The sequence below is a fragment of the Treponema lecithinolyticum ATCC 700332 genome (genome assembly GCA_000468055.1).
Classification (GTDB): Bacteria; Spirochaetota; Spirochaetia; order Treponematales; family Treponemataceae; genus Treponema_C; species Treponema_C lecithinolyticum.
This window is the reverse complement of the sequence record KI260569.1, coordinates 119,365-144,934: the sequence shown is the minus strand read 5'-3', so window position 1 is coordinate 144,934 and position 25,570 is coordinate 119,365. Positions and strand designations below refer to the sequence as shown.

Below are 25,570 nucleotides of genomic sequence, written 5' to 3'. Positions count from 1 at the left end.
GCACTTCATTAACTGCAGTAATTATATCACAAAACTTGCATTTGTGCTACAAGTATTTTACTTGTTTACCCGTTCAACATAGTCATTCGTTTCGGTATTTACCAAGATTTTTTCGTCTTGCTTTATAAAAAGGGGCACACGTACGGTTAAACCCGTTTCGGTTATAATGGGTTTTGTTGCACCGGATACAGTGTCTCCTTTTACATAGTTTTCACTTTCGGCAACCGTAAACACCATTTTTTGCGGTATTTTAACGTCGATGGGCTGTTCATCCCAAATAACGATGGGGTAGGTATCGCCTTCGCGCAAATAGTATTTTAGATTTTCGTTTAAACCGGTCGGTACGTTGACAGTGTCAAAAGATACGGTGTCCATAAAAATGTGATGTTCTCCGTCCGAATATTGATACTGTCCTTCTATAGTTTCTACGGTTGCATCTTCAACCATATCGGGGGTTTTAATCGTTTGCGTTAAAACCGAACCGTCTTTTAAGTTTTTCATTTTTACGCGGGCAAAAGCGGTGCCTTTTCCGGGATTTACAAATTCGCGTTCAACAACTAAAAAGGGCGCATTTTTTATTAAAAGTACCGTGCCTTTGGCGATATCTCCGCCTCTAATCATGATGTTCCTCTCAAAAAATAGAATACCGTATTATACCGAATTCGCTTTTTTATGGCAACCGAGCATTTTTTCGTTTTAAAGCTTTTTAATTTGTGATTCGGAAAGATCGCTCGCTTTTGCTATCCGCACATTATGCACAAAGACGCCCGGGCATTTGGCAAAGTCGGCTCGCTTTATATCGGCATCGAACGGGATGTGAACGCTGCAGCAGGGGTGAACACTGCTGCGCTCTACGGATGTGTTTAGCTCTGGTATTTTCAGTTATTTTATGTTACATTCGCTATATTAACTGGAGGTAAACAATGCGTATTAAAACAGCATCTGTTCTTTTTTGTGCAGCCGTGTCGGTATTTCTGATACTTGCAGGCTGTGCATCTAAAAAAAATGCGGAACCGGAAGCACGGGAATTGTCGGGAACGGTTAAAACTGAAGTACTCGAACACAAAGGCTCCGCTTTGGGAATTAACGAGCTGCCGGTATGGGTGCAAACCTATATCCAAAAAGGAATTACCGGTTTGGAAAAACTGAATGACTATAAAAATGTATATTGTTTTGTAGCCGAAACAACTGCATCAAACGTTGATGCAGGGCAGGCGTGGGTAAACGGCTTTAACATGCCGCAAACGATTGCGCGCACGGTTTCTACGCGTGTAGACGCGCTGTTTAGCGGCGCTTCAAGCGGCGGCACGGACGGCTCTTATGCAACGTATTTTGAAAACGTTGTAAAAACCGCATCGAATATCGAATACAGTGGTGCACGTAAAATAAACGATTGGTGGGTATTATTGCGCCGTTATGAGCCGAACAGTAAAACAAAATATGCCGACGAATACCGCGTATATGTGTTTTATACGATAGACCGCGATTCTTTAGACAGGCAAGTGCTTTCTGTTATCGATAAAGTTGCCGCCGATTTAAAGACGGGCGCCGATCAGCAAGCAATGGTTAATAAAGTTAAAGCGCTGATAAACCAAAACGGTCTTTAATTTGTGCGCGTATTGCGGCACGCCACAATACTAGTACAAGCGTTGAATATAGGTTGTTTTGGGAACAACGGTAATTTCAACGCGGCGGTTTAGTGCGCGTCCTTCTGTAGTGGTGTTGTCGCCGATGGGGTGCGTACCGCCGTAACCGCGGTAGGTAAACAATTTTTCGTTTACGCCGCGGCGCGCCATCTCGGCAATAATGGTTTGCGCCCTTTGCACGGACAGTATTTTTTCGCCGCGTTCTTTGCCGACGCTTGCCGTGTGGCCTTCAACTAAAATTGTATATTCGTTGCCCGCTGCCGCTTTTTTGAGCGCTTGGGCAATTAAATCCAGTCGCTTTGTTTCTTCAGGAAGCAAAACGGCGGAATCAGCTTTAAATTTTAAATCACGCACCGAAATTTGCATACCCCGGGGAGTATCGTTTATTTCTACATCGGGTATTTTGTTTTCATGTATAAAGTCTTCGGTTTCTTTGTATTCAAAATAATAAGTTTTATCTTTTAGTGGAGCGGCGACCGGATGCACAAGCGCTTGTTCGTCAAGCAGTATAACTACTTTTGCTTGCCGCAGCAGCTGTCTGTTTTCAGGAACCGACAGTATTTTCAGTGCGTCCGAACGTGCAATAACCGGATCGGTGCGGTATATGCCGAATATTTCCCGTGCGCTGATATACAAAGGATCGTTGCCTACACGTTTTGCTTCGTATGCGCGTTCAGGAGAAAACTCGTAAGATACCGGTCCCGTTTTTTTTTCAACTTCCGGATCGCTCATATTGCGCTCGTATAATAATTCCATAGTCGTATCCCAAATTTTGGGAAACAAACAGGGAGAACCGTGTTCTTCTACAAATTCGCCGTGCACGGGAAGCGCGCCGCGGGCATCTATAATAATACCCGTATATACCCGCGAAGAAATCTGTTCTATAGGAACGGTGGGCGCGTAAGGACTTTTGTGCAAAACAAGCGGAGAAGATAATGAGTGTAATTGCATACTGTGCGTTACGGAAAGCGTATCGGTTTGTCTTCCGTACACGCCGGCAGATTTTGTTCCTTTATCGATAATACCGGTTAATTCTTCAAGGGTCATTTGATTTTTTGAAACAACATCGCCCAGCTGGGTGGAAGAATCGACTAAAACCGTTAAAAGCGGGTCTTTGATTAAAAGGGGCAGCTGCTGTTGTATGCGGTTAACTGCAGCGCTGCGTCCTGCAGGAAGCGTAAAACCTGATGCTTTCATATCGAGCATAATATTCGATGAAAAAAAGCCCGTTTGCCAATTTATAAAACTTTCGGCTGTAATACTTTCGTTTGCGGTTTTTTGAGCGCTTTGTGCATATATGTGCGGATATATGAAAAAAAAGCACGCACACATTGCCGTAAACAGCACAACGTTTTTAATCTTTTGAATATTTTGACTGTGTATGCTTTTTTGTGTTATACCCTTCATAGCGCACCGCCTTATTTAAGTATCGGCACAAATAATACCGTTCCTATACGTAAAATTGTGTTTGGGTTTCGGTTATTCATAGCGCACAAACTTTCTACGCTTGTCCCGAAGCGTTTTGCCAAACCCCACAACGTGTCTCCCTGTTTTACCGTATAAATACGGGCAAAATCGCCGGTTTGCTGGTTTGTCAGCGCGTGCAATACCAATTGTTCGCAGTTTGAAGGAATGCGCAGTCTGTATACCGTGCCCGGCGGAGTTAATTGGTAACGCAATGACGGATTTAATAATTTATACACATTGTAGTCAATGCCCGTATCCTTTGCAAGAATTTCGAGGCTGATTTGTTTTGTCAGCATGCATTCACCGAAATTCAAACCCGCGTCGCTGTCGTATGAGGGAATATCCAAGCCGTAATACTCGGCATTGGTAATTAAATCTGCAATAGCTATGAATTTGGGTACGTAATTTTTGGTTTCTGACCGTAAAAGTCCGTGGTCGGCTAAATACCAAAAGTTTTTATGTCCCGTTTTTTTTATCAGTTTTTGCATACCGCCCAAGCCCATATTGTATGCGGCGAGTGCAAGTTCCCAATTTGAAAAAAAAGTGTAATTGTTTTTTAATTTTTTTGCTGCCGCTTCCGTGCTGAACCACGGGTCTTTGCGCTCGTCCACCCATTCGTTTTTTTGCAAAAAGCCGGCTATGCTGTTATCCATAAACTGCCACAAACCGGTTGCACCTGATTTGGAAACCGCATGCGGGTTGTAAGCCGATTCTATAATCGGCAAAAATTCAAGGCATTGCGGCAATCCGTATTGGGCAAGTTTACTACGTATGTAGGGGCGGTATATTGCTGAGCGCTGCACAACGCCGGTCAGCCATTTTTTACCGGAATCGGATAAAAATTCTTTTCGTTGTTTTTCTATAAGACGGTGGTCGCTGTAAGGCATATCGAGCGGAACGTAAGCTTTTGTGCGCGTATTCTCAGTATTCTCACGACTGCTTTGTTCGCTGCAAGGCAGGGCTGCCGCTATAAAGGTTAAAAAAAAGACATACACGTAAAGCTTTCGGCTTTTCATAGCTTTTCACCGTAGTAAATGCCCGCCCATTCCCATCTTCCGTGAATGTCGGGATTAAGCGGAAAATTGACTTTTCTAAAATAAAAATACCATATTTTTACGTATGAGTTCCATCCCCACGTGCGAAGATATGCTTCGTTCGGGTTTGAAGCTTCGCTTAATTGCACATTGTAGCGCACGCGGTTGCCGTAACCGAAATCGCGCATAGAAAAATCAACTTGAGTGTTCGGGTCTCCGGCATCCTGCTTCCATGACATGGCAAAAAAATTTACTTTTGAACGGTACCTGTCCAAAGTATTGAATTGATATGCGGTAATGGATTGTTTTACCGCCGTTTCCAAAGCTTCAAGGCTTTCAAAGGTCCAGTCTTTTGGCGAATTGTTAAAATCGACCAATTTGCGCGCTTGTTCGTACGCGTCGGGTACTCCCGGAATTTGTATTTTTGAAGCATCTTCTTGCCCCAAAAAAAGTGAATACGATTGCAGCGCTTGGTACCATTCTCCCGTTTTTTCGTATTCAAGCGCCAAACGCATATATAATTCCGTTTTGCTAATTTGTTCAGGAAAATGCGTTATCAGCTGTTTAAAATAGTCAATACGGTTTTCCGCCGACGTACTTATTCTAACCAAATTTTGCAAACAGATGATATGAATCGATTTTCCCTGAACGGCTAAATCTTCGTAATTTTTTATTATCCGTTCAAAATACATTTCCGCAATGGGCTCTGCGCCTTCTTTTTGGTACACGTATGCGGTTAAAAGCAGCCAATACGCATTGTATTTGTCTTGCGGGTGTTTTTTTACATAATCGGTTAAAAATAATATAAGCTCGCCGTCTTTTTTTGCTTTGCGGTAATTTGAAGCTATTTGATTGATGATAAAAAAGCGCCGTTCGTCATCTTCGGCTGTTTTATTTAAAAGAGCAAACAGTTCGTTTTGACTGTGGATCGGTTTACGCTCTTTTGCAAAATCGGCGCATGAGCACAAGAGCGCACACAGGCAAAACAGGCAAAGGTTGTATATAAAAAGACGCATAGGTTTACCGTACAGCGTTTTTTTTGCTTTTCCGGACATTTTTTTATTGTAACATGTCCGGCAGGTTATTGGCAAGACTGCCTTCTTGTTGTATGCTGTGTGTATGAAACACAGTAAACCCGATATGCTGCTTGCCGCCGGTTTAATCTTTGCTTTAGGCGGAATTATACTTTTAATAAGTTTTTTATCGGCTTTGCCTTTCGGCTCGTATGCTCTGCGCCCGTTGGTATTGCTTTGTGCCGGCGGAATTATATCGTATTTTGCACTGCGGGGAACAAAGCGGGCATTTTTTGTATTTATCGGTTTGTTTTTATGCTGTGCGGGCGTGTTGTTTTTGCTTATCGGTGCGCGTTTGATTCCTTACGGGTTAAACAAAGTGTGGCCGTTTATCGTTATTTTATCGGGAGTTTTGTTGTTTCCGTCCGGCTATATTCGGTTTTGTAAACTGCAAGCGTTTTATATTGTGCCGGGGATTACGCTTACCGGATTGGGCTTGTTTTTTTTGTGCTTTTCGCTCGATATTATTTCCGTTTCGTTTGCGGAATTTGCCCGTATGTGGTGGCCTCTTATTTTCGTTGTATTCGGCTTGGTATTGATTGTGCTGTTTTTGTATATGCAAAAACAAAAAACACCTGTTTTAGCTGAAGATTCCGAAGACGACGAGGAATATTTACAATAATATGAATTGTATGCGGCAAAGCGGTACATACTTCGGGCGTTTGCGCTCACTCGCCCATACCGTTTTTTTAATTTTAGCACTGTCTTCATTTTTTGCTTCGTGTGCTTCATCTGCTAAAAACGAGGCAAAAACTGCACAAGCACAGCGCGCATTGGAAAGCGCTTTTGGCGAAAATGCGCCCGTGCAAACCGTAATTTCGGCTAAAATTTTTCCGTCGTATTTTAGGGGAGTGGATACCGCCGTATTGCGAAATATACAAAACGGCAGCCCGTCTTCCGTGCGCAGAGCTGTTGCTTCTGTTCGAAAAGCAAATCAAAAGTATTCGGAACAGGAAAAAGTATTGCTTGCCGTATGTGCTTCGATTTTTAAGCACGTATGGCAAAACGAAAAAATAACATGGGAAGTACCCGCTCCTTTACCCGACAACCTGTATACTTCCACGCTGAATTCGGTAGCGCAGGGAGTGTACGTTTTTTCTTCTGCATCTGACGATATTTTTATGCTGGTGCTGCCGTCTTTGATTTTACCCTCATCGGTTACGGACGGGTTTTACGATGCGGCGGAAACTTCGCTCGATAAAGCCCTTACTATAAACCCCGATTCGGTGCTTGCCCTGTATTTGGCAGGAACACTTAAATTACGCTTAAAAAAAAGCGATGAAGCACTCGCTCTTTTGGAGCGCGCCGCAAGGTTCGAATCAAACAATACGTACCTTACCCTTGCGCTTATACAAGCGCTTTCGGATTCAGGGCAAACCGAACGTGCATACGAGACGGCAAAAAAATTGTTGGCAAGCGAACCGCAAAATACGGATGTGTTAAAGCATAGCGCAGAAGCAGCGTTTAAAGCGCTCGACTATGCAAGTGCGGAAAACCTTGCGGCGCGCATACTGCAGCGTGAACCGGATAATTTGCATTTTTTGCTTTTTAGGGCAAAGATTTTGTTTCAGCTTGAAGATTATTTGAGCGTATCAGCTCTTTTGGATGCGTATGCCAGAAACGATAAAACGGCAAAAGAATATCTTTTGCTGCGCGCGCATCTTCAAACGGTGTGGAATAAAAACATCAGTGCAGCCCTTGTTTCGGTACAAGAAGCGCTTAGCCGCTACCCCAACGACACCGAAGTGCTTTTGTTAGCTGCGGAAACCGCTTCGGCTTCCGCTCAAAACATCAATTCTCAAACGGCGGCGCAGCTTGCCGCGCGCGTATTGGAAAAAGATCGGCACAATAACCGTGCGTTGAACGTTTTAACAAAAGATGCCGTTTTAAAGAAAAATTGGGAAAAAGCATACGAATACAGCAGCGAAGCGTCCCGCGAACAGCCTTTTACCCTTGATACAGCATTGGCTCACGTACAAATTTGTCTTTCTTTGGGAAAAACCGAAGAAGCGCGCAGCGTTTTAAAAGAGTTTTATACTGCCGATACCAAAAATGAACAACTGCAGCGCTGGTACATACGGCTGCTGATTGCCGAAGGCAAAAAAAAAGAAGCCGCTGCGCTTATAAACACGCTGCTTCCCGGTGCTGCCGGTAAAATGAAAAGCGTGCTGTACTACGAACGCAGCCGCTTGGACGATTCGGATGCGCAAAGCCTTTCTGATTTACGTTCCAGTTTAACTTCAAATCCGCGCAACGAAGACGCGCTGTATGATTTATACGCATATTATTACCGCCGCGCCGATTACCGCAAAGCGCAGTATTATCTGAAGCAAGTAATTGCTCTAAACCCTGCCGACACGGCTTTTTTAAAGCTTAATTCCGAACTTGAACGGTTGTTAAAATAAAAGTTTTCGACTGTAAAAAATTACAGCATATTGAATTGGCATCGCGCTTCGGCGATTGTTTTTTCGTCTGCTGTCCACAGCTCGTATTCGCTCATTCCTTTAAACGACATACTGACGTTTTTATTTTTATAGAGCATGGGGCTGTGTACGACTTTTTTCCCGGAAAGATGAAAACAGTTTATGCCGCATTTTTGTGCAAGCGGTACGATATATTCCGGTTTTAAACCGCTTCCCGCCATAACTGCAGGGTAGTGCACGTTTTTTTCGGCTTTACCGGTTTGACCGACGCCGTTTGTGTTTGCACGTGAAAGGGAGACAAGTTCGCTAAGCAAAGCTTGTCCTTCCCAGCATGTTGCAGCTTGCCCGGATGTTAAAACGGTATCAAAGCCCAATTCTCCTGCTTGCTCAAATGCTTTTAAAGGGTCTTTACACATATCGAATGCGCGGTGCAGGGTAAACGAAAGTTTTTTGCCGCTTCCGGCAGCTTCTTTAGCGGCTTGCATTAAAGCTTTAAGCTTTTTTGTATCCAAAGAACCGTCCGTTTGTAAGCAGCCGATTACAATACCTGCGGCTCCGGCTTTGCATGACAGCGCTATATCGCGTTTCATGCATTCGGTTTCGGATGCGCTGTAATAAAAGTCGCCGAAGCGTGGCCGTATGAGTACATGGACGGGAATCGAAAGCGCTTGTACAACTACTTCCGTTAAAGCTTGTGTAGGCGTGGTGCCGCCGATAATCAAATTGGCGCACAATTCTATACGCATGGCTCCTGCTTTTTGTGCGCATACGGCAGAGTCAAAAGAATCGGCGCATACTTCAAGTACTTTGTGCGGTAAAACGGTGCGTTGTAAAAAAGCGGTATCGGTTGACATAAGATTTATTATAGCACATTATAAGAAAATATGGAATATTTTTTAGGCATAGATTTAGGCGGCACAGCAATAAAAACCGCCGTGCTGGACAATACATACCGTATTATAGCCTCTTGCACACGGGAAACGCGTTTGCCCCGCCCGTGGAACGAGATTTTGGACGATTGTGCGCAATCCGTTTTTGATGTGTGCGCGCAAGTGCCGGATATGTCGCTTAAAAAATGCGCTTTTGCGGGTATCGGTACGCCCGGAATTGTGGATATCGAAAAAGGAGTGGTGGAAGTTGCCGCAAATTTGGGGTTTTACGGAGTTCCGATAAAAGACTATTTGGAAAAAAAATTGCATATCTCCGTGTATACGGAAAACGATGCCAACGCCGCAGCATGGGGAGAGTATATTGCCGGTGCAGGCTCTTGCGCAAAACTTGCAAAACCGTGCACCGACATGGTATCGATTACCATCGGTACGGGCATAGGCTCGGGCATTATTTTAAACGGTTCCATATTCCGCGGAAGCAACGGTCTTGCAGGGGAGTTGGGGCATACTGTTATCGAATTGGACGGAAGAGACTGTCCGTGCGGAAGAAAAGGCTGTATTAATATGTATGCTTCGGCAAACGGTTTAAAGCAAACTACGCGCGAGTTTATGCAGCGCTTTCCGGAAAGCAGTTTGTGGCGCGAAGCGGGCGGTACACTTGAGGGAGTAAGCGGCCGTACCGCGTTTTGTGCGGCAAAGGCGGGCGATAAAGCGGCAAAGGCGGCACTCGACTATTATATCCGCTCTTTAGCGGCGTGTACGGTAAATGCCGTAAGTATTTTTCAGCCGCAAATGATTGTGCTTTCGGGAGGGGTAAGCAAAGAGGGTGAAGCTTTACTGGCACCGCTTCGCGCGATTGCCGAAAAAGAGTGTTTGCGCGGCCCGAATACGGAGCTGCCGCTTATTTGCACGGGAGTTTTACAGGATAAAGCGGGCGTAGTAGGAGCTGCATTGCTTAACAGCCGTTTTTAATATATTACAATATGTTACAAAAAAATATTAAGGAATTATTATGGAAACAAAATCGATTAATTTTTCGGGTAAATGGGCATGGGTAAAACCGCTGATTATTTTTGCGCTTTTACTTGTGCTTTTAATTCCGATTGCCTTTATTAAATCGCTGATACGCGATAGAGAATTTTACAAAGAAAGCGCCGAAGATTCCATTATGGAACCGGTCGGCGGTCAGCCGACGCTCGAAGGACTGGTGCTTGCCGTACCCTACGAAAAACTTGTCGAGCGCAAAGACGAAAACGGCAATACGGTCCGCAGCGTTAAAACTTACTATGTTATTGAAGTTCCCGAAAAATATGAGCTTTCGGCGCAAGTGAATCCGTATTATCTTTCGCGAGGTATTTTTAACGTGCCCGTTTTTAACGCCGACGTTGATGTTGCTGCCGAATTTCCGCCGTTCCGTTTTAGTCAATTTAATATACCGGAAAAAGACATACGCTATAAAGATGCCGTTCTTATACTGGGAATAGAAAACAAAAAAAGTTTTACCGCGCAGCCTGCGCTGCAATTAAACGGAAACGAACTTAAACTTGCGCTTTCTGACCCTAACGATGCTTCTCCTTTCGGCAACGCCGTATACTATACGGTAAACGAATCGGCGGTAAAATCCGGTTTTTCGCTTAAAGGAAAACTTTCCGTTCAAGGCGGCAAAAGCTTAAAAATCGTTCCGCTTGCGCAGGATAACGTATTCGATTTGCGCTCAACTTGGTCCTCTCCCAGTTTTACCGGCGGATGGCTTCCTACCGAACGCACGCTCGGCAAAGACGGCTTTAGCGCCGTATGGAATATTTCCGGTTTAAGCACGGTTTTTCCGCGCACGTGGAAAACGGAAAGCCGCAACCGAAAAAACGCAGATGCGGAACTTTTTGTAAACACGGCAAAAATAGGTTTGGAAGCTGAAAAAGTAGTTGTGGATTTTATCACTCCGGTAAACAATTATTCGCAAGCCAAGCGCTGTATAACCTATGCGCTTTTATTTTTGGCAGTGCCGTTTTTGGCTATTTTTTTATGCGAATTGTGGAGCGCGGTTAAAATTCATCCCATCCAATATTTTCTTATAGGTATTGCCGATATTTTGTTTTATTTACTTATTCTTTCCATATCAGAACATCTTTCGTTTAAATTAAGTTATTTTATTGCGACAACCGGTGTATGTGCCGTTGTGCTGTTTTATGCGACAGCGATCTTCCATCGCTTTAAGTGGGGTTTGCTGCTTTCGGCGGTACAAGCGGTTTCGTATTTTTTGCTGTTCGGTATTTTACAGTCGGAAGATTACGCGCTGCTTATCGGAAGCATCGGCATTTTTTGCGTTGTTGCGCTTCTTATGTTCCTTACACGAAAAGTCGATTGGTACGGAAAAGCAAAAGCTTAATTTGTGCCGCCCTGTCGGCACTCCGTCGGCAGGCAAGCGGAACGGCGCCGCCTTATTATTAATAACGACTGCTGTTTGCGTATAAAATCAAAGAGTCTGGTGCAAAAACTTCAGTTTCCGCACCAGACTCAATATTTCGGTTAAACGAGGGGATGTCTCAAAAGTCGGTTACTTTTTCGCCATCCCCGACGAGTTTTAAATTAAGTCTTTGTCAGTAATGACTTAATTTAAAACATCGCATATAAAATCAAGGAAACTGTCCAAAAACTTCAGTTTTTGGACAGCCTCTTAAAACGCTTAGTCCAGTTTTCCCGCCGAACCGAGTACTTCTTTGTTTTTGTGAATGTACATTTTTTTCAGTTCGTCGCGTGCGGGACCCAAATATTTGCGCGGGTCGAATTCGCTCGGGCTTTCGGCAAATACTTTGCGGATAGCTGCGGTCATCGCAAGACGTCCGTCCGAATCGATGTTTATTTTGCATACGGCAGACTTGGATGCTTTGCGCAATTGCGCTTCAGGAATACCGACCGAATCTTTTAATTTTCCGCCGAATTTTTCGATTTGTTTAACGTATTCGATCGGTACGGAAGACGAGCCGTGCAATACAATCGGAAAGCCGGGCAATTTTTTTTCTATTTCCGACAATACGTCAAAGGCGAGGGGAGGAGGAATCAAAATTCCGTCGGCATTTTTTTTGCACTGTTCGGGTTTAAATTTTTGCCTACCGTGGCTGGTACCGATGGAAATTGCCAAAGAGTCTACGCCTGTCTTTTTTACAAAGTCTTGTACTTCTTCGGGTTTGGTATAATGGCTTTCTTCGGCGCATACGTCGTCTTCAACGCCTGCCAAAACGCCCAATTCGCCTTCTACGGTTACGTAGTCTTTTTGTTTGTGCGCATAGTCGCATACTTTTTTTGTCAGTTTGACGTTTTCATCGTAGGGCAAAGAAGATCCGTCAATCATAACTGAGGAAAAACCCATTTGAATGCAGGATTTGCACAGTTCAAACGAATCGCCGTGATCCAAGTGCAACACGATTTGCGGTTTTTTGCAGCCCAGTTCTTTTGCATAAGCTACGGCACCTTGCGCCATATAGCGCAAAAGCGTTTGATTCGCATATTTGCGCGCACCGGAAGAAACTTGCAAAATAACGGGTGAATTTGTTTCTACGCATGCTTGAATAATCGCTTGAAGTTGTTCCATATTATTGAAATTGTAAGCAGGAATTGCGTAGCCGCCTTTAATTGCTTTGGCAAACATCTTTTTTGTGTTTACCAAACCTAAATCCTTGTAACTGACCATAAAAGCTCCTTATTGGAATTACCGGTACAATAATATGCAGTTTTATAAAAATAATCAATACAAAGATTGACAAAGATATGATGAAGAAATATAATTATGCCGATATAGTTATATATGAATGTCTTTTTTCCTAAGATACTGAGAAAAGGAGTTGTTGGATGAAACATTACGGTTTGGTCTGTGTAAGTCTTGTACTTGCTTTATGTGTTTGTCTGCCGCTGTCTGCCCAGCCAAATGCGAAAAGCGTTGAGACGATTTTAATCGATAACTTTGACGTACCCGATAGTCAGGATTGGTCGTGGGCTGTTCAAGCGAGCAAATTGATATACGTCAATGAAGAAGAAGGTGAAGTATACCCTAAAATGGCATACGTTCCCGGTATCCCCAATTCTCTGCAGCTGTACAGAGTAGAAGGCGATCCCGATCCGCAAGTACTCGGTTTGCAGGTCAAATTCCAGCGCAAAGGCAATAACTGGGTTGAACTGTATCCGCAAAAAAAAGCCGAAGACGGTACGATGACTCCCTACGAAGTTCCTTTTAAAGGAAGCGTACTGCAACTCGATTTTTGGGTATGGGGAGCAAATTATTTGTACTATTTGGATGTACTTGTGCGCGATACAACCGGCAGGGTTCACGTACTTCCTGCAGCCAATTTGAATTTTTACGGCTGGAAAAACGTAGTAGTACGTGTTCCGTCGTGGATTCCCCAGCGTTCCCGTCTCCGCACCGCTCCCAGAGAAATGACCTTTGTCGGTTTCCGTATTAGAACGGATCCGAAAGAATATGTAGACGACTTTTTAATTTATTTTGATCAAGTCAGATACTCTTCAAATACGCTGTCCAATGTGTACGACGGATTTAATTTGCGGAATATCGATTTGAACGCCGTAAACACAAACGGGGGAACGAACTGATGAAAAAACTGATTATTCTTATAGCGGCTGTCGCTTGTACGGCGGCGCTTGTGTATGCGCAAAACGCAGACTTAACTGCCCCCGATCCGACGATTGTGGGAGCGGATTCGGCAAACTTTGCGCTTCGTGAAGTATCGATCGATTTGTTTGAACGCGAAGGATCGTGGAACGTAAAAATGTCCCCCGACTACGGTATTATTACCGGACGTTTTTTTGAAGGCGGTCCCGACCCTGAAGCAAAAAGCACGGTTTCTTCCGGTTCCGGTGAACAAGCCGTATCCGATAAACGCACATACGGCGCAAAAGTTGAATTTTTCCGCCGCGGTATCAATTCGTTTTTTATTACTCCCTCGCAGCCTTTAGCAATCGACGGGGTTGCAAAAACGGTATCGGTGTGGGTTGCAGGACGCAATCAAAACCATACGCTTACTTTGCTTGTGCAGGACTTTTTCGGCAACAACTTTGAATTGTATATGGGAACTTTGGCATTTACGGGCTGGAAACAAATGGTGGTAGCAATTCCGCCTTCTCCGGACGGCAAACACGGTATTGTACAAGACAGCGCATATTTTAGCAGCCGTCCCGGACTTTCGGTGGTAGGATTCCGTGTTGACTGCAACCCCGAATTTGCTTTCGGTACTTACTATATTTACTTCGATGATTTGCGGGCTATAAGCGATATGTATGCTTTTGAAAACCGCGACCCCTACGATATGATGGATAACTGGTAAAATTACCGGACATCCCTCACTTCGATAAAGAACCCGACTGCAAAACCCGAGCGGTTTTATAGTCGGGTTTTTGTTTTTAAATCCCTGTTTTAATCTTCGAATATATAAATCCGTTTCCGCGCTTTCCGATGCGCGCAACAAGGTTCAGTTTTCGAAACAACCACAGCATTTCATTTATTTGCTTTACGCCCGCCGCCGGCTCTTTAATAAGGGCATACACATCTTTTGTACAAAATTGCGGCGGAAGATTTTTCGGTAAAAACTCAAGGTACTCGTCTAAAGTATAAAAAATGCGGCTTTTTCCAAAATGTTCTATGTCCGTATCTGAAGCAAGCCATGCTTTTTTATAGCGCCGCCTTTTGTTCGCCGACTGTACCGGTTCGGCGGTTTTTATGCGCTTTTTTACCACTGACGTTTCAACCGCTTCGAACGAAAAGCTTGTATGCGGCAATAGCGCATACAGTGCGGTCAGTTCGTCAAAGATGTGGTAGATACCGCGCTTTACCGGGCTTTTGCGGCGCGACAAAAGGCGGCCGTTTCTGTCGTAATATTCTATATATGTTTCGCATGCAATCGGATGTATAAGATGTACCCGATGTGTTTTTAATAAATCGGCAAGCTTGGCACATATATGTTTAAAGCTTCCCGTTTGTATTTCTATTACCGTTCCGTCGCCGGTTGCAACATCGCAAATGTATTGACCGACGCTTTGTTCTGTCTTTCCCTTATATTTTTGTGCCGCCGCAATTTTAAACTTTTTATGCAAAGAAGACTCATTGTATGTATTTATCATAATACTACTATACATCTGTATGTTTGAAATGTAAATACTCTTGTTTTTTTTTAACTTTTTTTTGTTTTTAAGTTGATATTCGGCTTTTTTTGGGATAGAATGTTAAAAAGTGGTAATTAGTGGTAATAAGTGGTAGAGTGTGGCATGGAATTGCTGACGGGTGAGTACCGCAATACGCTTGATGAAAAAGGCCGGATTTTGTTTCCGGCGCGTTTGCGTACTGTATTAACGGAAAATGTTCTCATGATAACGCAGGGACTCGACGGCTGTTTGTGGCTGTATACGAGCAGCGAGTGGAAGAATTTTTCCCAAAAGTTAATGGAAAGCGCTTCTCCGTTTAATAAAGATTCCCGCTTGGTATTGCGCCATTTAATTGCTCCGGCACAAGAAGTCGAATTCGATAAAGCCGGAAGATTGTCCATTCCGCAAAGCTTACGCGAGCATGCGGGCTTGGTAAAAGATTGTGTGATTATGGGAGTGAATAAATATATGGAACTGTGGGACGCCGAGCGTTACGAACAGTATTTAGCGGAAACCGATTTAAGCTTTAAAGAAGCTGCCGAAGGCTTAAGCGCCATTCACTTGTAGGCTCGCAAAACGGGGAGGGGAAGCGGCATGACCGCAACTGAAAATACACAGTATGTTCACACACCGGTTCTTCTTAAAGAAACGCTGGAGCTTTTGTCTCCCGAAGTCAACGGTACTGCCGCGTGCGATACTCCCCTTATGATAGATTCTACTTTGGGTGAGGGCGGTCATTCTTTTGCTTTTTTAAATCGTTTTCCCTCGCTTCGTATTATGGGTTTGGATGCGGACGCTCAAATTCAAAAACGCGCCCGCGAGCGCTTAAGTGTTTTCGGTGACAGGATGTCGTTTTATAACGGGTGGTTTACCGATTTTTATGCACAGTATCCTTCTTCTTTGGCGCGACCCGATATTATTTTATTTGATTTGGGAATATCTGTGTTTCACTATGAATGTTCCGGGCGCGGCTTTTCGTTCCGCAGCGATGAAAAACTCGATATGCGCCTTAATCCGGAACAGGAAAAAAACGCTGCCGATTTGGTAAACGGTTTAAATGAAAACGAATTGGCGGATGTGCTGTTTAATTTTGCACAAGAGCGTTACAGCAGGCGTATAGCTAAAGCAATTGTATTGCACCGCCGCTGTGCTCCCTTTATTACGGCAAAACAATTGGCAGAATGTGTGTATCAAGCGGTACCGGGCGCATACCGGCACGGTTTTATTCATCCTGCTACAAAAACTTTTCAAGCGCTGCGCATAGCGGTAAACGGTGAATTGGATAAGTTGGAACAAGCATTGAGCGACGCTTTTGCCGTTTTAAAAACAGGCGGAAAAATGGGGGTAATAACCTTTCATTCTTTGGAAGATAAAATCGTAAAACGGTATTTTAAGGATTTGGAGAAACACTGTACTTGTCCGCCGGAACAGCCGATATGTAAATGCGGGGGCAAAACAAAAGCGCGCTCTCTTACCCGTAAGCCGGTTGCCGCCGATGCGGACGAAATACAAAAAAATCCGCCGTCGCGCAGCGCAAAACTGCGCTGTATATGTAAATTATAGGAGTTTTGTGTTGAAACGTATAAAGTTATTTTGTAAAGACGCTGCTTTTATGCTGCTTGCTTTGTGTATACCCGCTTTGCTCGCAATTCAAAGTTTTCAGGGGCACCGCTATATGCAGCTTGAACGGCAGTTTAAAAATCTTGAAAAAACACAAAACGATCTTATCGAAAGCAATAAAACATTGATAACCGATATCGGCGTATTGTCTTCTTCGTCGCGTATAGAAAAAATCGCAATTGAAGATTTGGATATGCATCCGGCACAAAGCGATGAAATAGTACGCGTGCAAGTACGTATCGGAGAAGATTCTCAAAAAAAGAAGGGAGGGCGCTGAATGAGCGAAGCGTGTTCTTTGCTTAGTTTGGATGAACTTCTCTTTGCAGTCGACGGCAGTCTTTTTGCTTTGCCGGGGCTGATGGCGAATGCATCCGCTTCGCCGGATGTACTCGGTGCCTCTGATATGCCTAAAAAAGAGCAGAGTCTGCAGTTTTGTTTTACCTCAGTTTCGACGGACAGCAGAGCGATAGAAAAAAATACGCTGTTTGTTCCGTTAATCGGTGAAAAATGTGACGGTCACGAATATGTCGCCGAAGCCGCTCAAAAAGGTGCTTCCGTTATTTTGGTGCAAAACTCTTCTCTTTCGTCGTTTGAAGTCCTGTATAAAAAACTTGCGCAGCAAGGCGTGTATGTTATTGAAGTTAAAAACACGATGCATGCTTTGCAAAAAGCTGCCGCTTGCTATGTGCGCAAATTTCCGCGTTTGCAAAAAATCGGCATTACCGGTTCAAACGGTAAAACGACGGCAAAAGAGTGCGTGGCTGCCGTTCTTTCGCAGCGCTATAACGTAATAATGAATGAGGGTAACTTTAATTCCGAAACGGGATTGCCGCTTTCGGTGTTCCGCATAAAAAAAGAACACGAAATCGGCGTGTTTGAATTGGGCATGAACCGTGCCGGAGAAATCAAAGAACTTGCCGATGTGCTTTTTCCTCAAACTGCGCTTATTACAAACATAGGTACCGCCCATATCGGTATTCTCGGCAGCACGGATAAAATAGCTGAGCAAAAAAAACAAATCTTTTCTAATTTTACAAGCGAGTGCAACGCTTTTGTGTATGCGGACGAGCCGTATAAAGATTTTTTAACAAAAGGCGTGTTGGGAACCGTGCACAAGTTCGGTCCTTCCGCCGTTTACGGCATCGAAAACGTGTGCCCGTGCGCTCTTGAAGGAACGCGCTTTACGTACAAAGGGTTACGCATAGATTTTCCGCTGTGCGGCTCCCATAATTTTAAAAATGCATGCGCCGCCGTTGCAATAGGCGATTTTTTCGGTTTAACGCCGGAACAAATACAAGCGGGTTTGCAAAGCGTACGTCCCTTGTTCGGCAGAACCGAGATTTTAAAAGGCGATATAACCGTTGTCCGCGATTGTTATAATGCAAATCCGGATTCTATGGCGGCTGCCGTCGAGTTTTTTGATTCGCTGGAGTGGCAGGGTAAAAAAATGCTGATATTGGGCGATATGATGGAACTCGGAAACGAAAGCGCCGCCGCACACGAAAAAATTGCCTCTTATGCGCTTTTGTGCAGCGCGCAAACGCTTGTTTTTGTGGGGGCAAATTTTGCTTCTTGCCCGTCGGTACAAAACTACGGCGGCGGTAAAAAGCTTGTTGTTATACCTTGTGCCGACCAAGCCGCTTGCGCTGAAAACGCCTCTTTATTACAGTCACTGGCGCACAGCGGGGATTTGGTGTTAATTAAAGCATCGCGTTCTTTGCGTCTTGAACGACTTGCCGTGCTGTTTAACGAGGGGGTAAAAGAATGCGCGTAAATAACTTTTTTATATCGGCGCAGCGCCCCGTCGGTATTATGCGCACGGACTCAGGTCTTGCCGCATCCATTGTTTTACTGCTCGGTTTGGGTTTAATAACGCTGTACATTACTTCTGCAAGTTACGCATCTCGCATATTCGGCGATCCCTTGTATTTTATCAAACGCCAATCGATAAGTATAGCGCTCGGTTTCGTATTTTTGTTTGTATTTGCCAAATTGGATACCGCCGTACTACGCAAAATACTTCCCGTTTTGGTAATAAGCATTTTTATACTGTGTTTGCTTACCTTTTTGCCCGGTATCGGAGTGGAGCGCAACGGAGCGCGCCGTTGGATACGGCTTCCTCTGTTTTCCACATTTCAGCCTTCCGAAGCGGCAAAACTTGCGGTTATACTGTTTTTAGCGAATTTATTCGAAAAAAAACATGACAGGCTCGACAATCCCATGTTGTCGGTGTATCCTGCGGCGGTCGGTTTATTTGCTTTTGTACTGATAGTATTTTTGCAAGACGATTTTTCCACTGCAGTGTTTTTGCTTTTAACCGGTCTTATTATGTTTTTTATAGCCGGCGTTAAAATATATTGGTTTGCTATATTCGCTTTGTTTGCCGTTCCGATAAGCGTACTTTTTATTTTTACCGAAGCGTACCGCGTTAACCGGCTTATTGCATTTTTGCGCCCCGAATTCGACATAAACGGACTTAACTATCAAATTATAGTGTCTCGCAGAGCTGTCAGCGCTGGCGGTTTTTTCGGTCAAGGCTTCGGCGGAATGGAACGGATTAATGCTATACCTGAAGTACAAGCAGACTTTATTTTTGCCGGCTGGGCAGAAGCGATGGGTTTTATAGGTGTGGTGCTGTATATGGTACTGCTCGGTTTTTTTGCCTATCGTTCTTTTGCAATCGCTTTTGCGTGTACCGACCGTTTTAAAAGCTTAACGGCATTCGGCTGTGCCCTTGCCATCGTTATGCAATCGCTTGTCAATATTGCCGTTGTAAGCGGTTTGCTTCCGGCTACCGGAATCCCGCTGCCGTTTTTTTCATCCGGCGGCTCTTCAATACTGATAACTTTATGCCTGTGCGGTATTTTAATAAACGTATCCCGATATAAAAACGAAGAAGAGGCGGAAATCTTGTATGAGTAACAATTACGCATATTCCGATTTTGAAGATTTTGAACTGTACCGTGCGCCGGTTGAAACTGCCGAGCGCGCTCATCAGCGGCGCAAAAACAAGGAAAAAACAAAGGTTTTAAAACTTTTGCTGTGTTTGCTCGGCGCAGTTCTTTTAATTGAGGGCATCATTTATTTGGTGGTAATTCCCTGCTTAAACGAAGTACAAGTTACTTTTAGCGGCTTAAAAACGCTGCAAGCTTCCGAATTGGGGCGTACCCTGTCGCTTCGCTGCGGTACGCAGTGGATAGGCTTTGATACCGCTCTTGCCGCCTCTCAAATAGCTTCTTACGGTTCGGTAGAAAGCGTGTCGGTGGAAAAACGTTTTCCCAACAGAATTTTTGTAACGGTAAAAGAGCGCGTACCCGTTGCCATAAGCTTTGTGCAAATTGAAGGCAAGACGGTATCTGTTCAAATCGACAAAAATGGAGTACTATTTAAGTCGAATGCGGCAAGTGCTTCGTCTTCCGTACCCCTTATAACGGGTTTGGAATTGGATTCGCTTGGCGACGGCGTGAGGGTAAACACTAAATTCCGATCGCTTTTGGAGCAAATCGCCGAGATTCAAAAAACGAATGCGGTATATTTTTCGGCTATTTCCGAAATCCGGGTGCTGCCGAAAGAATACGACAACTATGAACTGACTTTGTATCCTTTGCATTCAAAAACACGTGTGCTTACCGACCGTAATTTGAGCGAAAAAACGCTGCAATATATGATGGTTGTGTTGGACGTAATAAACAGCATAGAGCCGGATGTAAACGAAGTGGATTTGCGTTACGGTTCCGTGTCGTATAAAATGAATTTATAAAACGTTCGGGAGGTTTTTGTGAACGACATAGCGGTGGGTATCGATATCGGCACCAGCAATGTGCGCGCGGTTATCGGTGAATACGGGGAAGACGGTTCGCTTTTAATAACGGGAATCGGAAGCGCGGTATCTACCGGGTTGCGTGCAGGTCTTATCGTTAATATAGAATCTACTATGAAGTCTATAAAAACCGCCGTTGAAAACGCGGAAATGATGGCGGGAAGAGAAGTCGACTCGTGCATAACGGCTATCGGCGGCGGTCAAATCGAAAGTCTTATTTCCAAAGGCTTGGTTGCCATAACGACTAAAACACGCGGCAGCCGCGAAATAAATGGAGCCGATATCGAGCGCGTAATAGAGGCTTCGCGCGCAATTAATATTCCGCTCGACCGTCATATTTTGCATGTTATACCCCGTTCATACATTGTAGACGGGCAAAGCGGCATAAAAGACCCGATGAATATGCTCGGCGTGCGTTTAGAAGCCGAAGTATGCATTATCACTTCGTCAGGAACTTCTACTCAAAATCTTTTGCGTTGTATTTCGCGGGCAGGCTACACGGTAAACGCTGTTATGCTTAAAACGCTTTCTTCTGCCCAAGCGGTTGTTACCGACGAAGAAAAAGAATTGGGTTCTATTGTTTTGGATTTGGGCGGCGGAACTACCGATGTGCTTGTGCTTGCCGAAGGTTCACCTTTGTGTGCGGTATCGGTTCCCGTCGGCGGAAGTTTGGTAACCAACGATATTTCTTTAGTGCGCGGTATTTCTTACGATACTGCGGAAAAAATAAAAAAAACGTCGGGCTGTTGTTGGGAGCCGCTTATAGGGGCGGATGAAGAAGTCGTTATTCCCGGTATAGGCGGAAACCCGCCCCAAGTTGTTTCCCGGCGCGAAATATGTGCAATAATTCAGCCGCGTATTGAAGAAATTTTTGCTATGGTACGCCAAAAGCTGCCTGAACAAGTAAAAAAGCAAAGGTTAAGCGGAAGCGTTATTCTTGCAGGCGGCGGGGCTCTGCTGCCGGGCATTGCCGAACTTGCATCAAAAGAATTTAAAACGGATAACGTGCGCATTGCACAGCCTACCAATTACGGCGGTCCGGTTGAAACCTATCGTTCGCCGGAATTTTCCACCGTTATAGGCTTATTAACCGCCGAAACAAACAGAGTGCGGCACAGCGGCGAAAGCGCAAAAAAACACGGAAAAGGCGGCGAAAACGACAAGGGGTCCGTGCTGCGAAGCATAGGCGGCTGGTTTAAAGAGTTTTTTTAAAAAACTACATCGGCTTGACTGCAAATTTTAAGTTTTAGACAGCTTCCGTGATTTTAAAAACGGCAGCTTGTAAAAAAAACTAACCGGCTTTTAAGATAAGCTTATGCACATATTGAAATGTATTGCGAAGTGGTATACAGTATACACTGATCTATAAATTAGTCCGGGGTGGGCAAGCCGGGACGGGAGTTATATATGATTGATTTTTCCATAGTTGATGACAAAATCGGTGAAAAAGCCGCTAATCCGACTGTTATTAAAGTAATCGGAGTCGGCGGCGGCGGTTCCAATGCGGTAAACAGAATGATAGATGCCGGCATAAAAAATGTCGAATTTATTGTCGCAAATACCGATTTACAAGCGCTTTCCGGATCGCGTGCCCCTAAAAAAATAGGTATCGGTTCAAAATTAACCGGCGGTTTGGGTGCCGGCGGTAAACCGGAAATCGGCGAGCAAGCTGCCGAAGAAGATATAGATACGATTGCAAATATGCTTAAAGGCGCCGATATGGTGTTTGTAACGGCAGGTATGGGCGGCGGAACCGGAACGGGAGCTGCACCCATTATAGCAAAAGCCGCAAAAGAAAACGGCGCATTAACCGTGGGCGTTGTTACCAAACCTTTTGATTTTGAAGGCAAGGTAAAAATGCGGCTTGCCGACGAAGGCATTGCCAAGCTGCACGAACAAGTGGATACGCTTATCGTTATTCCCAATCAAAATTTATTGCGCATTGTAGATAAAACTACGCCGATAAAACAAGCGTTTTTAATTGCAGACGATGTGCTCCGTCAGGGGGTTCAGGGAATTTCCGATTTGATAACGCAGCCGGGCGAAGTAAATATCGATTTTGCCGATGTGCGTACAACAATGGAAGGTAAGGGAGACGCTATTTTAGGCGTCGGTAAAGGAGAAGGAGAAAACAGAGCGGTAGACGCTGCAACGGCAGCTATAAACAATCCTTTGCTTGAAGATTCTCACATAGAAGGCGCAAAAAATATTTTGGTAAACATTACCAGCGGCGATACGCTTTCGCTTGCCGAAACAAATGAAATAGTCGATACGATAAGTCAAACCGCGGATCCTGAAGTACACATTATCTACGGTCAAACTATAGATTCTTCTATGGGAGACGCTGTAGCGGTAACCGTTATCGCCACCGGATTTCCCGCAAGCACCGGGTATTCCTTTGATTCTCCCGTGCGCTCTTCGTTTGAGCGAAGCAGTGCCCCTGAAGGCAATTTAGTGTCTTACAGTCAGTGGGAAACCATAGGACACGGTTCCAAAGCCGCTTCTTCCGCTTCGGCGGCAAGTACTTCTTCTTTGCACCCGCTGTCTTCACACTCACAAAGCGTTTCTTCAACTCAGCCTCATACGGGAGCTGCAACGCAGCTTTCCGGAGCAAAAGCGCCCTTGTCGTCGGTTGCAGACGATACAAAGCGCAGTTTTTCGCTGTTTAAGGGGCAAGAGGATCTTGAAATTCCGGCATGCGTGCGTTCAAACCGTATTAACTTAAACGACGATTGACGTATGGCGGAAACGCTTTCTTTTTTTTCCGTTCTTGACCGTTTTTACGACGATTTAATTACCGTAGAACGCAAAAGCGTTTTAACCGCGCAAACGTATAAAATTGCCGTTAAAGAATTACTCGATTGGTGCGATCGTGCATCGATTGCTTATGAGCGGCTGTCTATTCAAAATTTACTGCATTATTTGGTAGAGCGCAAAGCAGGACAAAAAGGTGCAAGCGGCGCCGATGAATTAACCGTTGCAAAAGACATATCGGCAATCCGCTCATTCGGTGTGTTTTTAACACGGAGCGGAATATGGAGCGAAAACATTGCGCTTTTGCTGCAGCGTCCCCGGGCAAAGCGGCGGCTTCCCAAAGTACTTTCCGTAGAACAAATAGAAAAACTGCTTTCGGTTATAGACCTTACTTCGCCTTTGGGATTACGCGATCGTGCGTTGTTTGAACTGGTGTATTCGTCGGGGCTTCGCATAAGCGAAGTTGCAAATTTGGAACTGCAAAACGTACACTTGGCGGAGCGCATACTGTGGGTGCGCGGCAAAGGCGATAAAGAGCGCTTAGTACCTTTCGGTGCGCAAGCCGAACGCTGCATTGCCGATTGGCTTGAAAACGGAAGATCTGTTTTTACCGGTAAGCGCGCTGTTCCTTGGCTGTTTGTAAATCGGAGAGGAAACCGTTTTTCGCGCAAAGGTATTTGGAAGCGCTTTCAAGAGTTGGAAGCGCTTTCGGGCGTTACGGCAAAAGTGCATACGCTGCGCCACTCGTTTGCAACTCACTTGCTTGCAGGCGGCGCCGATTTACGAAGCGTTCAAGAATTGCTCGGTCATGCAGACCTTTCCACTACGCAAATATACACGCATATAGACGATAAAGCGCTGCACGACTACCACACGCGCTTTTTCCCCGCGCACCGCAGAGGCGCCGATTGAAAATCCGTCAAACAGCAAACTAAACCAAAGCAACCAACGAAACTCGTCAATAGCAAACGAAACCTTGACACAAGCGTAAATATAAGCCATATTTTTTATAATGAAAATAAAGGAAGTTATACGGCTAACAGGCATTTTGTCGGCATGTTGTGTGCTTTTGTTTTTTAGCGCATGCCGAGCGAATGTTAAATACATAAAACGCATGCAATCTTTGGAAGAAGGCGTATCGCATCCGCAAACGGAAGAAGAAATTACCGTTGCCATTCAAAAATATCGTCAGCGCGTGGAAGATATAATGGCTGCCGAAAATCAAATCGGTATTTGGTATAAAATACTGGGTGTGCGCTATTTGGATAACCGTATGTACGGTAAAGCTTTAGACTGTTTTCAAGAGTCGGTGCGCTATCATCCGGACAATCAAAATCTATACTATTATGTGGGTATTTGTGCAGGGTATATGGCAAAAGCAGAACTTGATTACAACGCTTCAGGCTCCACTGCAAAACGCGCTTCGTATTTGGCGCTTGCCGAATCGGCTTATAAGCGTTCGCTGGAACTTGAACCGGGCTTTGTGCGCTCGCTGTATGCCCTTGCGGTGCTGTACGTATTTGAATTAAACCGTCCTGGCGAAGCTGTTCCGTTTTTACAGCGGCTTTTAACTATAGATACAGGACACACCGACGCTTTGTTTGTGCTTGCCCGTGCGTACTATATGTTATACGACTATCAAGCTGCAGCCGATATCTATGAGCGTATTATAAAAACATCAAAAGACAAAGTAAAAATTGGCGAAGCCGAAGCTAATAAAAAAACGGTATTGGACGCTTTATACGCTTCACCCGAGTGAAAACATGAACGATAGATTTTTGCTGCGTACGGCGATTAGCCGCTTAAGTTTTCTAAATACCGAAGAAAAAAAGATACTTGAAAAAAAACTTGACACAGTGTCCCGCCTTGCGTTACTTTCTATAGATGATCTTTCTTTGGCGGTCGGCAGGGTGATTAACAGCCGCTTGTGGCAGACGGAGCAAAAGCAAAGCAGTATGGAAGAACAGGCTTTGCACGATGTGCGTATTATGGAAGCGTTCGGCATTCAAGCGGTGTTTTACGACGACGAGAGTTATCCTGCTTTGCTTAAAGAAATATACGATCCGCCGTATGCATTGTTTTACCGCGGAAATATGAGCGTGTTAAATATGCCGTGCGTATCGATAGTCGGAACACGCCGACCGACGGGTTTGGGTATGCGGCATACCAAAGACCTTGCTTGCGAATTTGCAGCTGCAGGGTTTACGGTTGTATCCGGACTTGCACTGGGAACGGACGCGTGTGCGCATGCGGGTGCTTTGCAAGCGGAAAACGGAAAAACGGCGGCGGTGCTCGGTTCCGGAGTGGATACGGTTACGCCTGCTGCAAATAAAACGCTTGCAGCCGCTTTGCTTAAAAACAGCGGCTGTATTGTAAGCGAATATGCCCCCGGGACGCCGCCTGAAAAATGGCATTTTCCGCAGCGAAACCGTATTATATCGGCATTAAGTCCGGTAACAGTTGTAGTGGAAGCTCCTCCGGGCTCAGGGGCGCTTATTACCGCCGATTTTGCGCTCGAACAAAACCGTGAGCTGTGTTTTCATTCGTGCGCTTCGGAGTATGAAAAAGCTGCGGATCGGAGCCTTGCCTTACGCAGCACAAAAAAGAATGCGCGCAGGGTTTCACAGTATATAGACGAAGGAGCTTCGTTTATTTCGTGTGCCGCTGACGTTATAAAACTTATAAAATAGGAGTTA

General features: G+C 44.8%; 25 protein-coding genes. 18 read left to right on the top strand and 7 right to left on the bottom strand.

The features are described 5' to 3' along the window. Positions 1-57: 57 nt before the first annotated feature. Positions 58-621 carry an elongation factor P gene (gene efp / locus HMPREF9193_RS08800; protein ID WP_021687769.1) on the bottom strand — a complete coding sequence of 188 codons (564 nt, stop codon included), beginning with the start codon at positions 619-621 and terminating at the stop codon, positions 58-60. 302 nt (positions 622-923) lie between these two features. Here efp and HMPREF9193_RS08795 point away from each other — a divergent pair, with 302 nt between their 5' ends. After that, positions 924-1,607, top strand: coding sequence for a hypothetical protein (locus tag HMPREF9193_RS08795; protein ID WP_021687768.1), 684 nt, complete (start codon positions 924-926; stop codon positions 1,605-1,607). Between the two features lie 30 nt (positions 1,608-1,637). On the opposite strand, the gene HMPREF9193_RS08790 is transcribed toward HMPREF9193_RS08795, so the two are convergent. The 3 genes from HMPREF9193_RS08790 to HMPREF9193_RS08780 are packed head-to-tail and all read right to left on the bottom strand — an operon-like array spanning position 1,638 to position 5,202. Then, complete coding sequence (locus HMPREF9193_RS08790; protein WP_021687767.1) at positions 1,638-3,053, bottom strand: OmpA family protein; 1,416 nt, start codon at positions 3,051-3,053, stop codon at positions 1,638-1,640. An 11-nt stretch (positions 3,054-3,064) separates the two neighbouring features. Continuing rightward, positions 3,065-4,129, bottom strand: a complete 1,065-nt coding sequence (locus HMPREF9193_RS08785; RefSeq protein ID WP_021687766.1) for a lytic transglycosylase domain-containing protein — start codon at positions 4,127-4,129, stop codon at positions 3,065-3,067. Further along, positions 4,126-5,202 (bottom strand): tetratricopeptide repeat protein, encoded by a 1,077-nt coding sequence (locus tag HMPREF9193_RS08780; protein ID WP_021687765.1) that lies wholly within the window; start codon positions 5,200-5,202, stop codon positions 4,126-4,128. The genes HMPREF9193_RS08785 and HMPREF9193_RS08780 overlap by 4 nt, the downstream gene beginning before the upstream one ends. A 64-nt stretch (positions 5,203-5,266) precedes the next feature. Here HMPREF9193_RS08780 and HMPREF9193_RS08775 point away from each other — a divergent pair, with 64 nt between their 5' ends. Next, positions 5,267-5,842, top strand: coding sequence for a LiaI-LiaF-like domain-containing protein (locus HMPREF9193_RS08775; RefSeq protein ID WP_021687764.1), 576 nt, complete (start codon positions 5,267-5,269; stop codon positions 5,840-5,842). Position 5,843: 1 nt separating this feature from the next. Further along, a complete protein-coding gene (locus tag HMPREF9193_RS08770) occupies positions 5,844-7,625 on the top strand; it encodes a tetratricopeptide repeat protein (RefSeq protein ID WP_040848047.1) in 1,782 nt (593 codons plus the stop codon). A gap of 20 nt (positions 7,626-7,645) precedes the next feature. Here HMPREF9193_RS08770 and HMPREF9193_RS08765 read toward each other — a convergent pair whose 3' ends face one another. Continuing rightward, entirely contained in the window at positions 7,646-8,497 is an 852-nt protein-coding gene (locus HMPREF9193_RS08765) for a copper homeostasis protein CutC (RefSeq protein ID WP_021687762.1), read from the bottom strand. Between the two features lie 30 nt (positions 8,498-8,527). Here HMPREF9193_RS08765 and HMPREF9193_RS08760 point away from each other — a divergent pair, with 30 nt between their 5' ends. Together HMPREF9193_RS08760 and creD are read left to right on the top strand one after the other, a co-directional pair. Continuing rightward, the gene (locus HMPREF9193_RS08760) at positions 8,528-9,505 is read left to right on the top strand and encodes an ROK family protein (protein WP_021687761.1); all 978 of its coding nucleotides are present in this window, start codon (positions 8,528-8,530) and stop codon (positions 9,503-9,505) included. A 40-nt stretch (positions 9,506-9,545) separates the two neighbouring features. After that, positions 9,546-10,919 carry a cell envelope integrity protein CreD gene (gene creD / locus HMPREF9193_RS08755; RefSeq protein ID WP_021687760.1) on the top strand — a complete coding sequence of 458 codons (1,374 nt, stop codon included), beginning with the start codon at positions 9,546-9,548 and terminating at the stop codon, positions 10,917-10,919. A 297-nt stretch (positions 10,920-11,216) separates the two neighbouring features. Here creD and HMPREF9193_RS08750 read toward each other — a convergent pair whose 3' ends face one another. Then, positions 11,217-12,221, bottom strand: coding sequence for a class II fructose-bisphosphate aldolase (locus HMPREF9193_RS08750; protein WP_021687758.1), 1,005 nt, complete (start codon positions 12,219-12,221; stop codon positions 11,217-11,219). A 158-nt stretch (positions 12,222-12,379) separates the two neighbouring features. On the opposite strand from HMPREF9193_RS08750, the gene HMPREF9193_RS08745 reads away from it, so the two are divergent. Both HMPREF9193_RS08745 and HMPREF9193_RS08740 read left to right on the top strand, forming a co-directional pair. Further along, the gene (locus HMPREF9193_RS08745) at positions 12,380-13,135 is read left to right on the top strand and encodes a flagellar filament outer layer protein FlaA (RefSeq protein ID WP_021687757.1); all 756 of its coding nucleotides are present in this window, start codon (positions 12,380-12,382) and stop codon (positions 13,133-13,135) included. Next, the gene (locus HMPREF9193_RS08740; RefSeq protein ID WP_021687756.1) at positions 13,135-13,866 is read left to right on the top strand and encodes a flagellar filament outer layer protein FlaA; all 732 of its coding nucleotides are present in this window, start codon (positions 13,135-13,137) and stop codon (positions 13,864-13,866) included. Before HMPREF9193_RS08745 ends, HMPREF9193_RS08740 begins: the two co-directional genes overlap by 1 nt. 76 nt (positions 13,867-13,942) lie before the next feature. Here the strand turns inward: HMPREF9193_RS08740 and HMPREF9193_RS10915 are convergent, their stop codons facing one another. Further along, the gene (locus tag HMPREF9193_RS10915) at positions 13,943-14,659 is read right to left on the bottom strand and encodes a DUF8091 domain-containing protein (protein WP_021687755.1); all 717 of its coding nucleotides are present in this window, start codon (positions 14,657-14,659) and stop codon (positions 13,943-13,945) included. A 144-nt stretch (positions 14,660-14,803) separates the two neighbouring features. Between HMPREF9193_RS10915 and mraZ the strand changes: the two genes are divergently transcribed. The 11 genes from mraZ to dprA all read left to right on the top strand — a co-directional run bounded on the left by mraZ (position 14,804) and on the right by dprA (position 25,564). After that, positions 14,804-15,247, top strand: coding sequence for a division/cell wall cluster transcriptional repressor MraZ (mraZ, locus tag HMPREF9193_RS08730; protein WP_021687754.1), 444 nt, complete (start codon positions 14,804-14,806; stop codon positions 15,245-15,247). 27 nt (positions 15,248-15,274) lie between these two features. Continuing rightward, positions 15,275-16,243, top strand: coding sequence for a 16S rRNA (cytosine(1402)-N(4))-methyltransferase RsmH (gene rsmH, locus HMPREF9193_RS08725; protein WP_021687753.1), 969 nt, complete (start codon positions 15,275-15,277; stop codon positions 16,241-16,243). 10 nt (positions 16,244-16,253) lie between these two features. After that, positions 16,254-16,577 (top strand): cell division protein FtsL, encoded by a 324-nt coding sequence (locus tag HMPREF9193_RS08720; RefSeq protein ID WP_051306052.1) that lies wholly within the window; start codon positions 16,254-16,256, stop codon positions 16,575-16,577. Then, positions 16,578-18,074 carry a UDP-N-acetylmuramoyl-tripeptide--D-alanyl-D-alanine ligase gene (locus tag HMPREF9193_RS08715; protein ID WP_021687751.1) on the top strand — a complete coding sequence of 499 codons (1,497 nt, stop codon included), beginning with the start codon at positions 16,578-16,580 and terminating at the stop codon, positions 18,072-18,074. Then, entirely contained in the window at positions 18,065-19,222 is a 1,158-nt protein-coding gene (locus HMPREF9193_RS08710; RefSeq protein ID WP_021687750.1) for a peptidoglycan glycosyltransferase FtsW, read from the top strand. The genes HMPREF9193_RS08715 and HMPREF9193_RS08710 overlap by 10 nt, the downstream gene beginning before the upstream one ends. Next, a complete protein-coding gene (locus tag HMPREF9193_RS08705) occupies positions 19,215-20,060 on the top strand; it encodes a cell division protein FtsQ/DivIB (protein ID WP_021687749.1) in 846 nt (281 codons plus the stop codon). The genes HMPREF9193_RS08710 and HMPREF9193_RS08705 overlap by 8 nt, the downstream gene beginning before the upstream one ends. 18 nt (positions 20,061-20,078) lie before the next feature. Further along, positions 20,079-21,332 (top strand): cell division protein FtsA, encoded by a 1,254-nt coding sequence (gene ftsA, locus HMPREF9193_RS08700; protein WP_021687748.1) that lies wholly within the window; start codon positions 20,079-20,081, stop codon positions 21,330-21,332. A 195-nt stretch (positions 21,333-21,527) separates the two neighbouring features. Next, positions 21,528-22,856, top strand: coding sequence for a cell division protein FtsZ (ftsZ, locus tag HMPREF9193_RS08695; protein WP_021687747.1), 1,329 nt, complete (start codon positions 21,528-21,530; stop codon positions 22,854-22,856). A 3-nt stretch (positions 22,857-22,859) separates the two neighbouring features. Continuing rightward, positions 22,860-23,786, top strand: a complete 927-nt coding sequence (locus HMPREF9193_RS08690; protein WP_021687746.1) for a tyrosine recombinase — start codon at positions 22,860-22,862, stop codon at positions 23,784-23,786. A 100-nt stretch (positions 23,787-23,886) separates the two neighbouring features. Beyond that, positions 23,887-24,633, top strand: coding sequence for a tetratricopeptide repeat protein (locus HMPREF9193_RS08685; RefSeq protein WP_021687745.1), 747 nt, complete (start codon positions 23,887-23,889; stop codon positions 24,631-24,633). 4 nt (positions 24,634-24,637) lie between these two features. Continuing rightward, positions 24,638-25,564 (top strand): DNA-processing protein DprA, encoded by a 927-nt coding sequence (gene dprA, locus HMPREF9193_RS08680; protein ID WP_021687744.1) that lies wholly within the window; start codon positions 24,638-24,640, stop codon positions 25,562-25,564. The last annotated feature ends 6 nt before the right edge of the window (positions 25,565-25,570 follow it).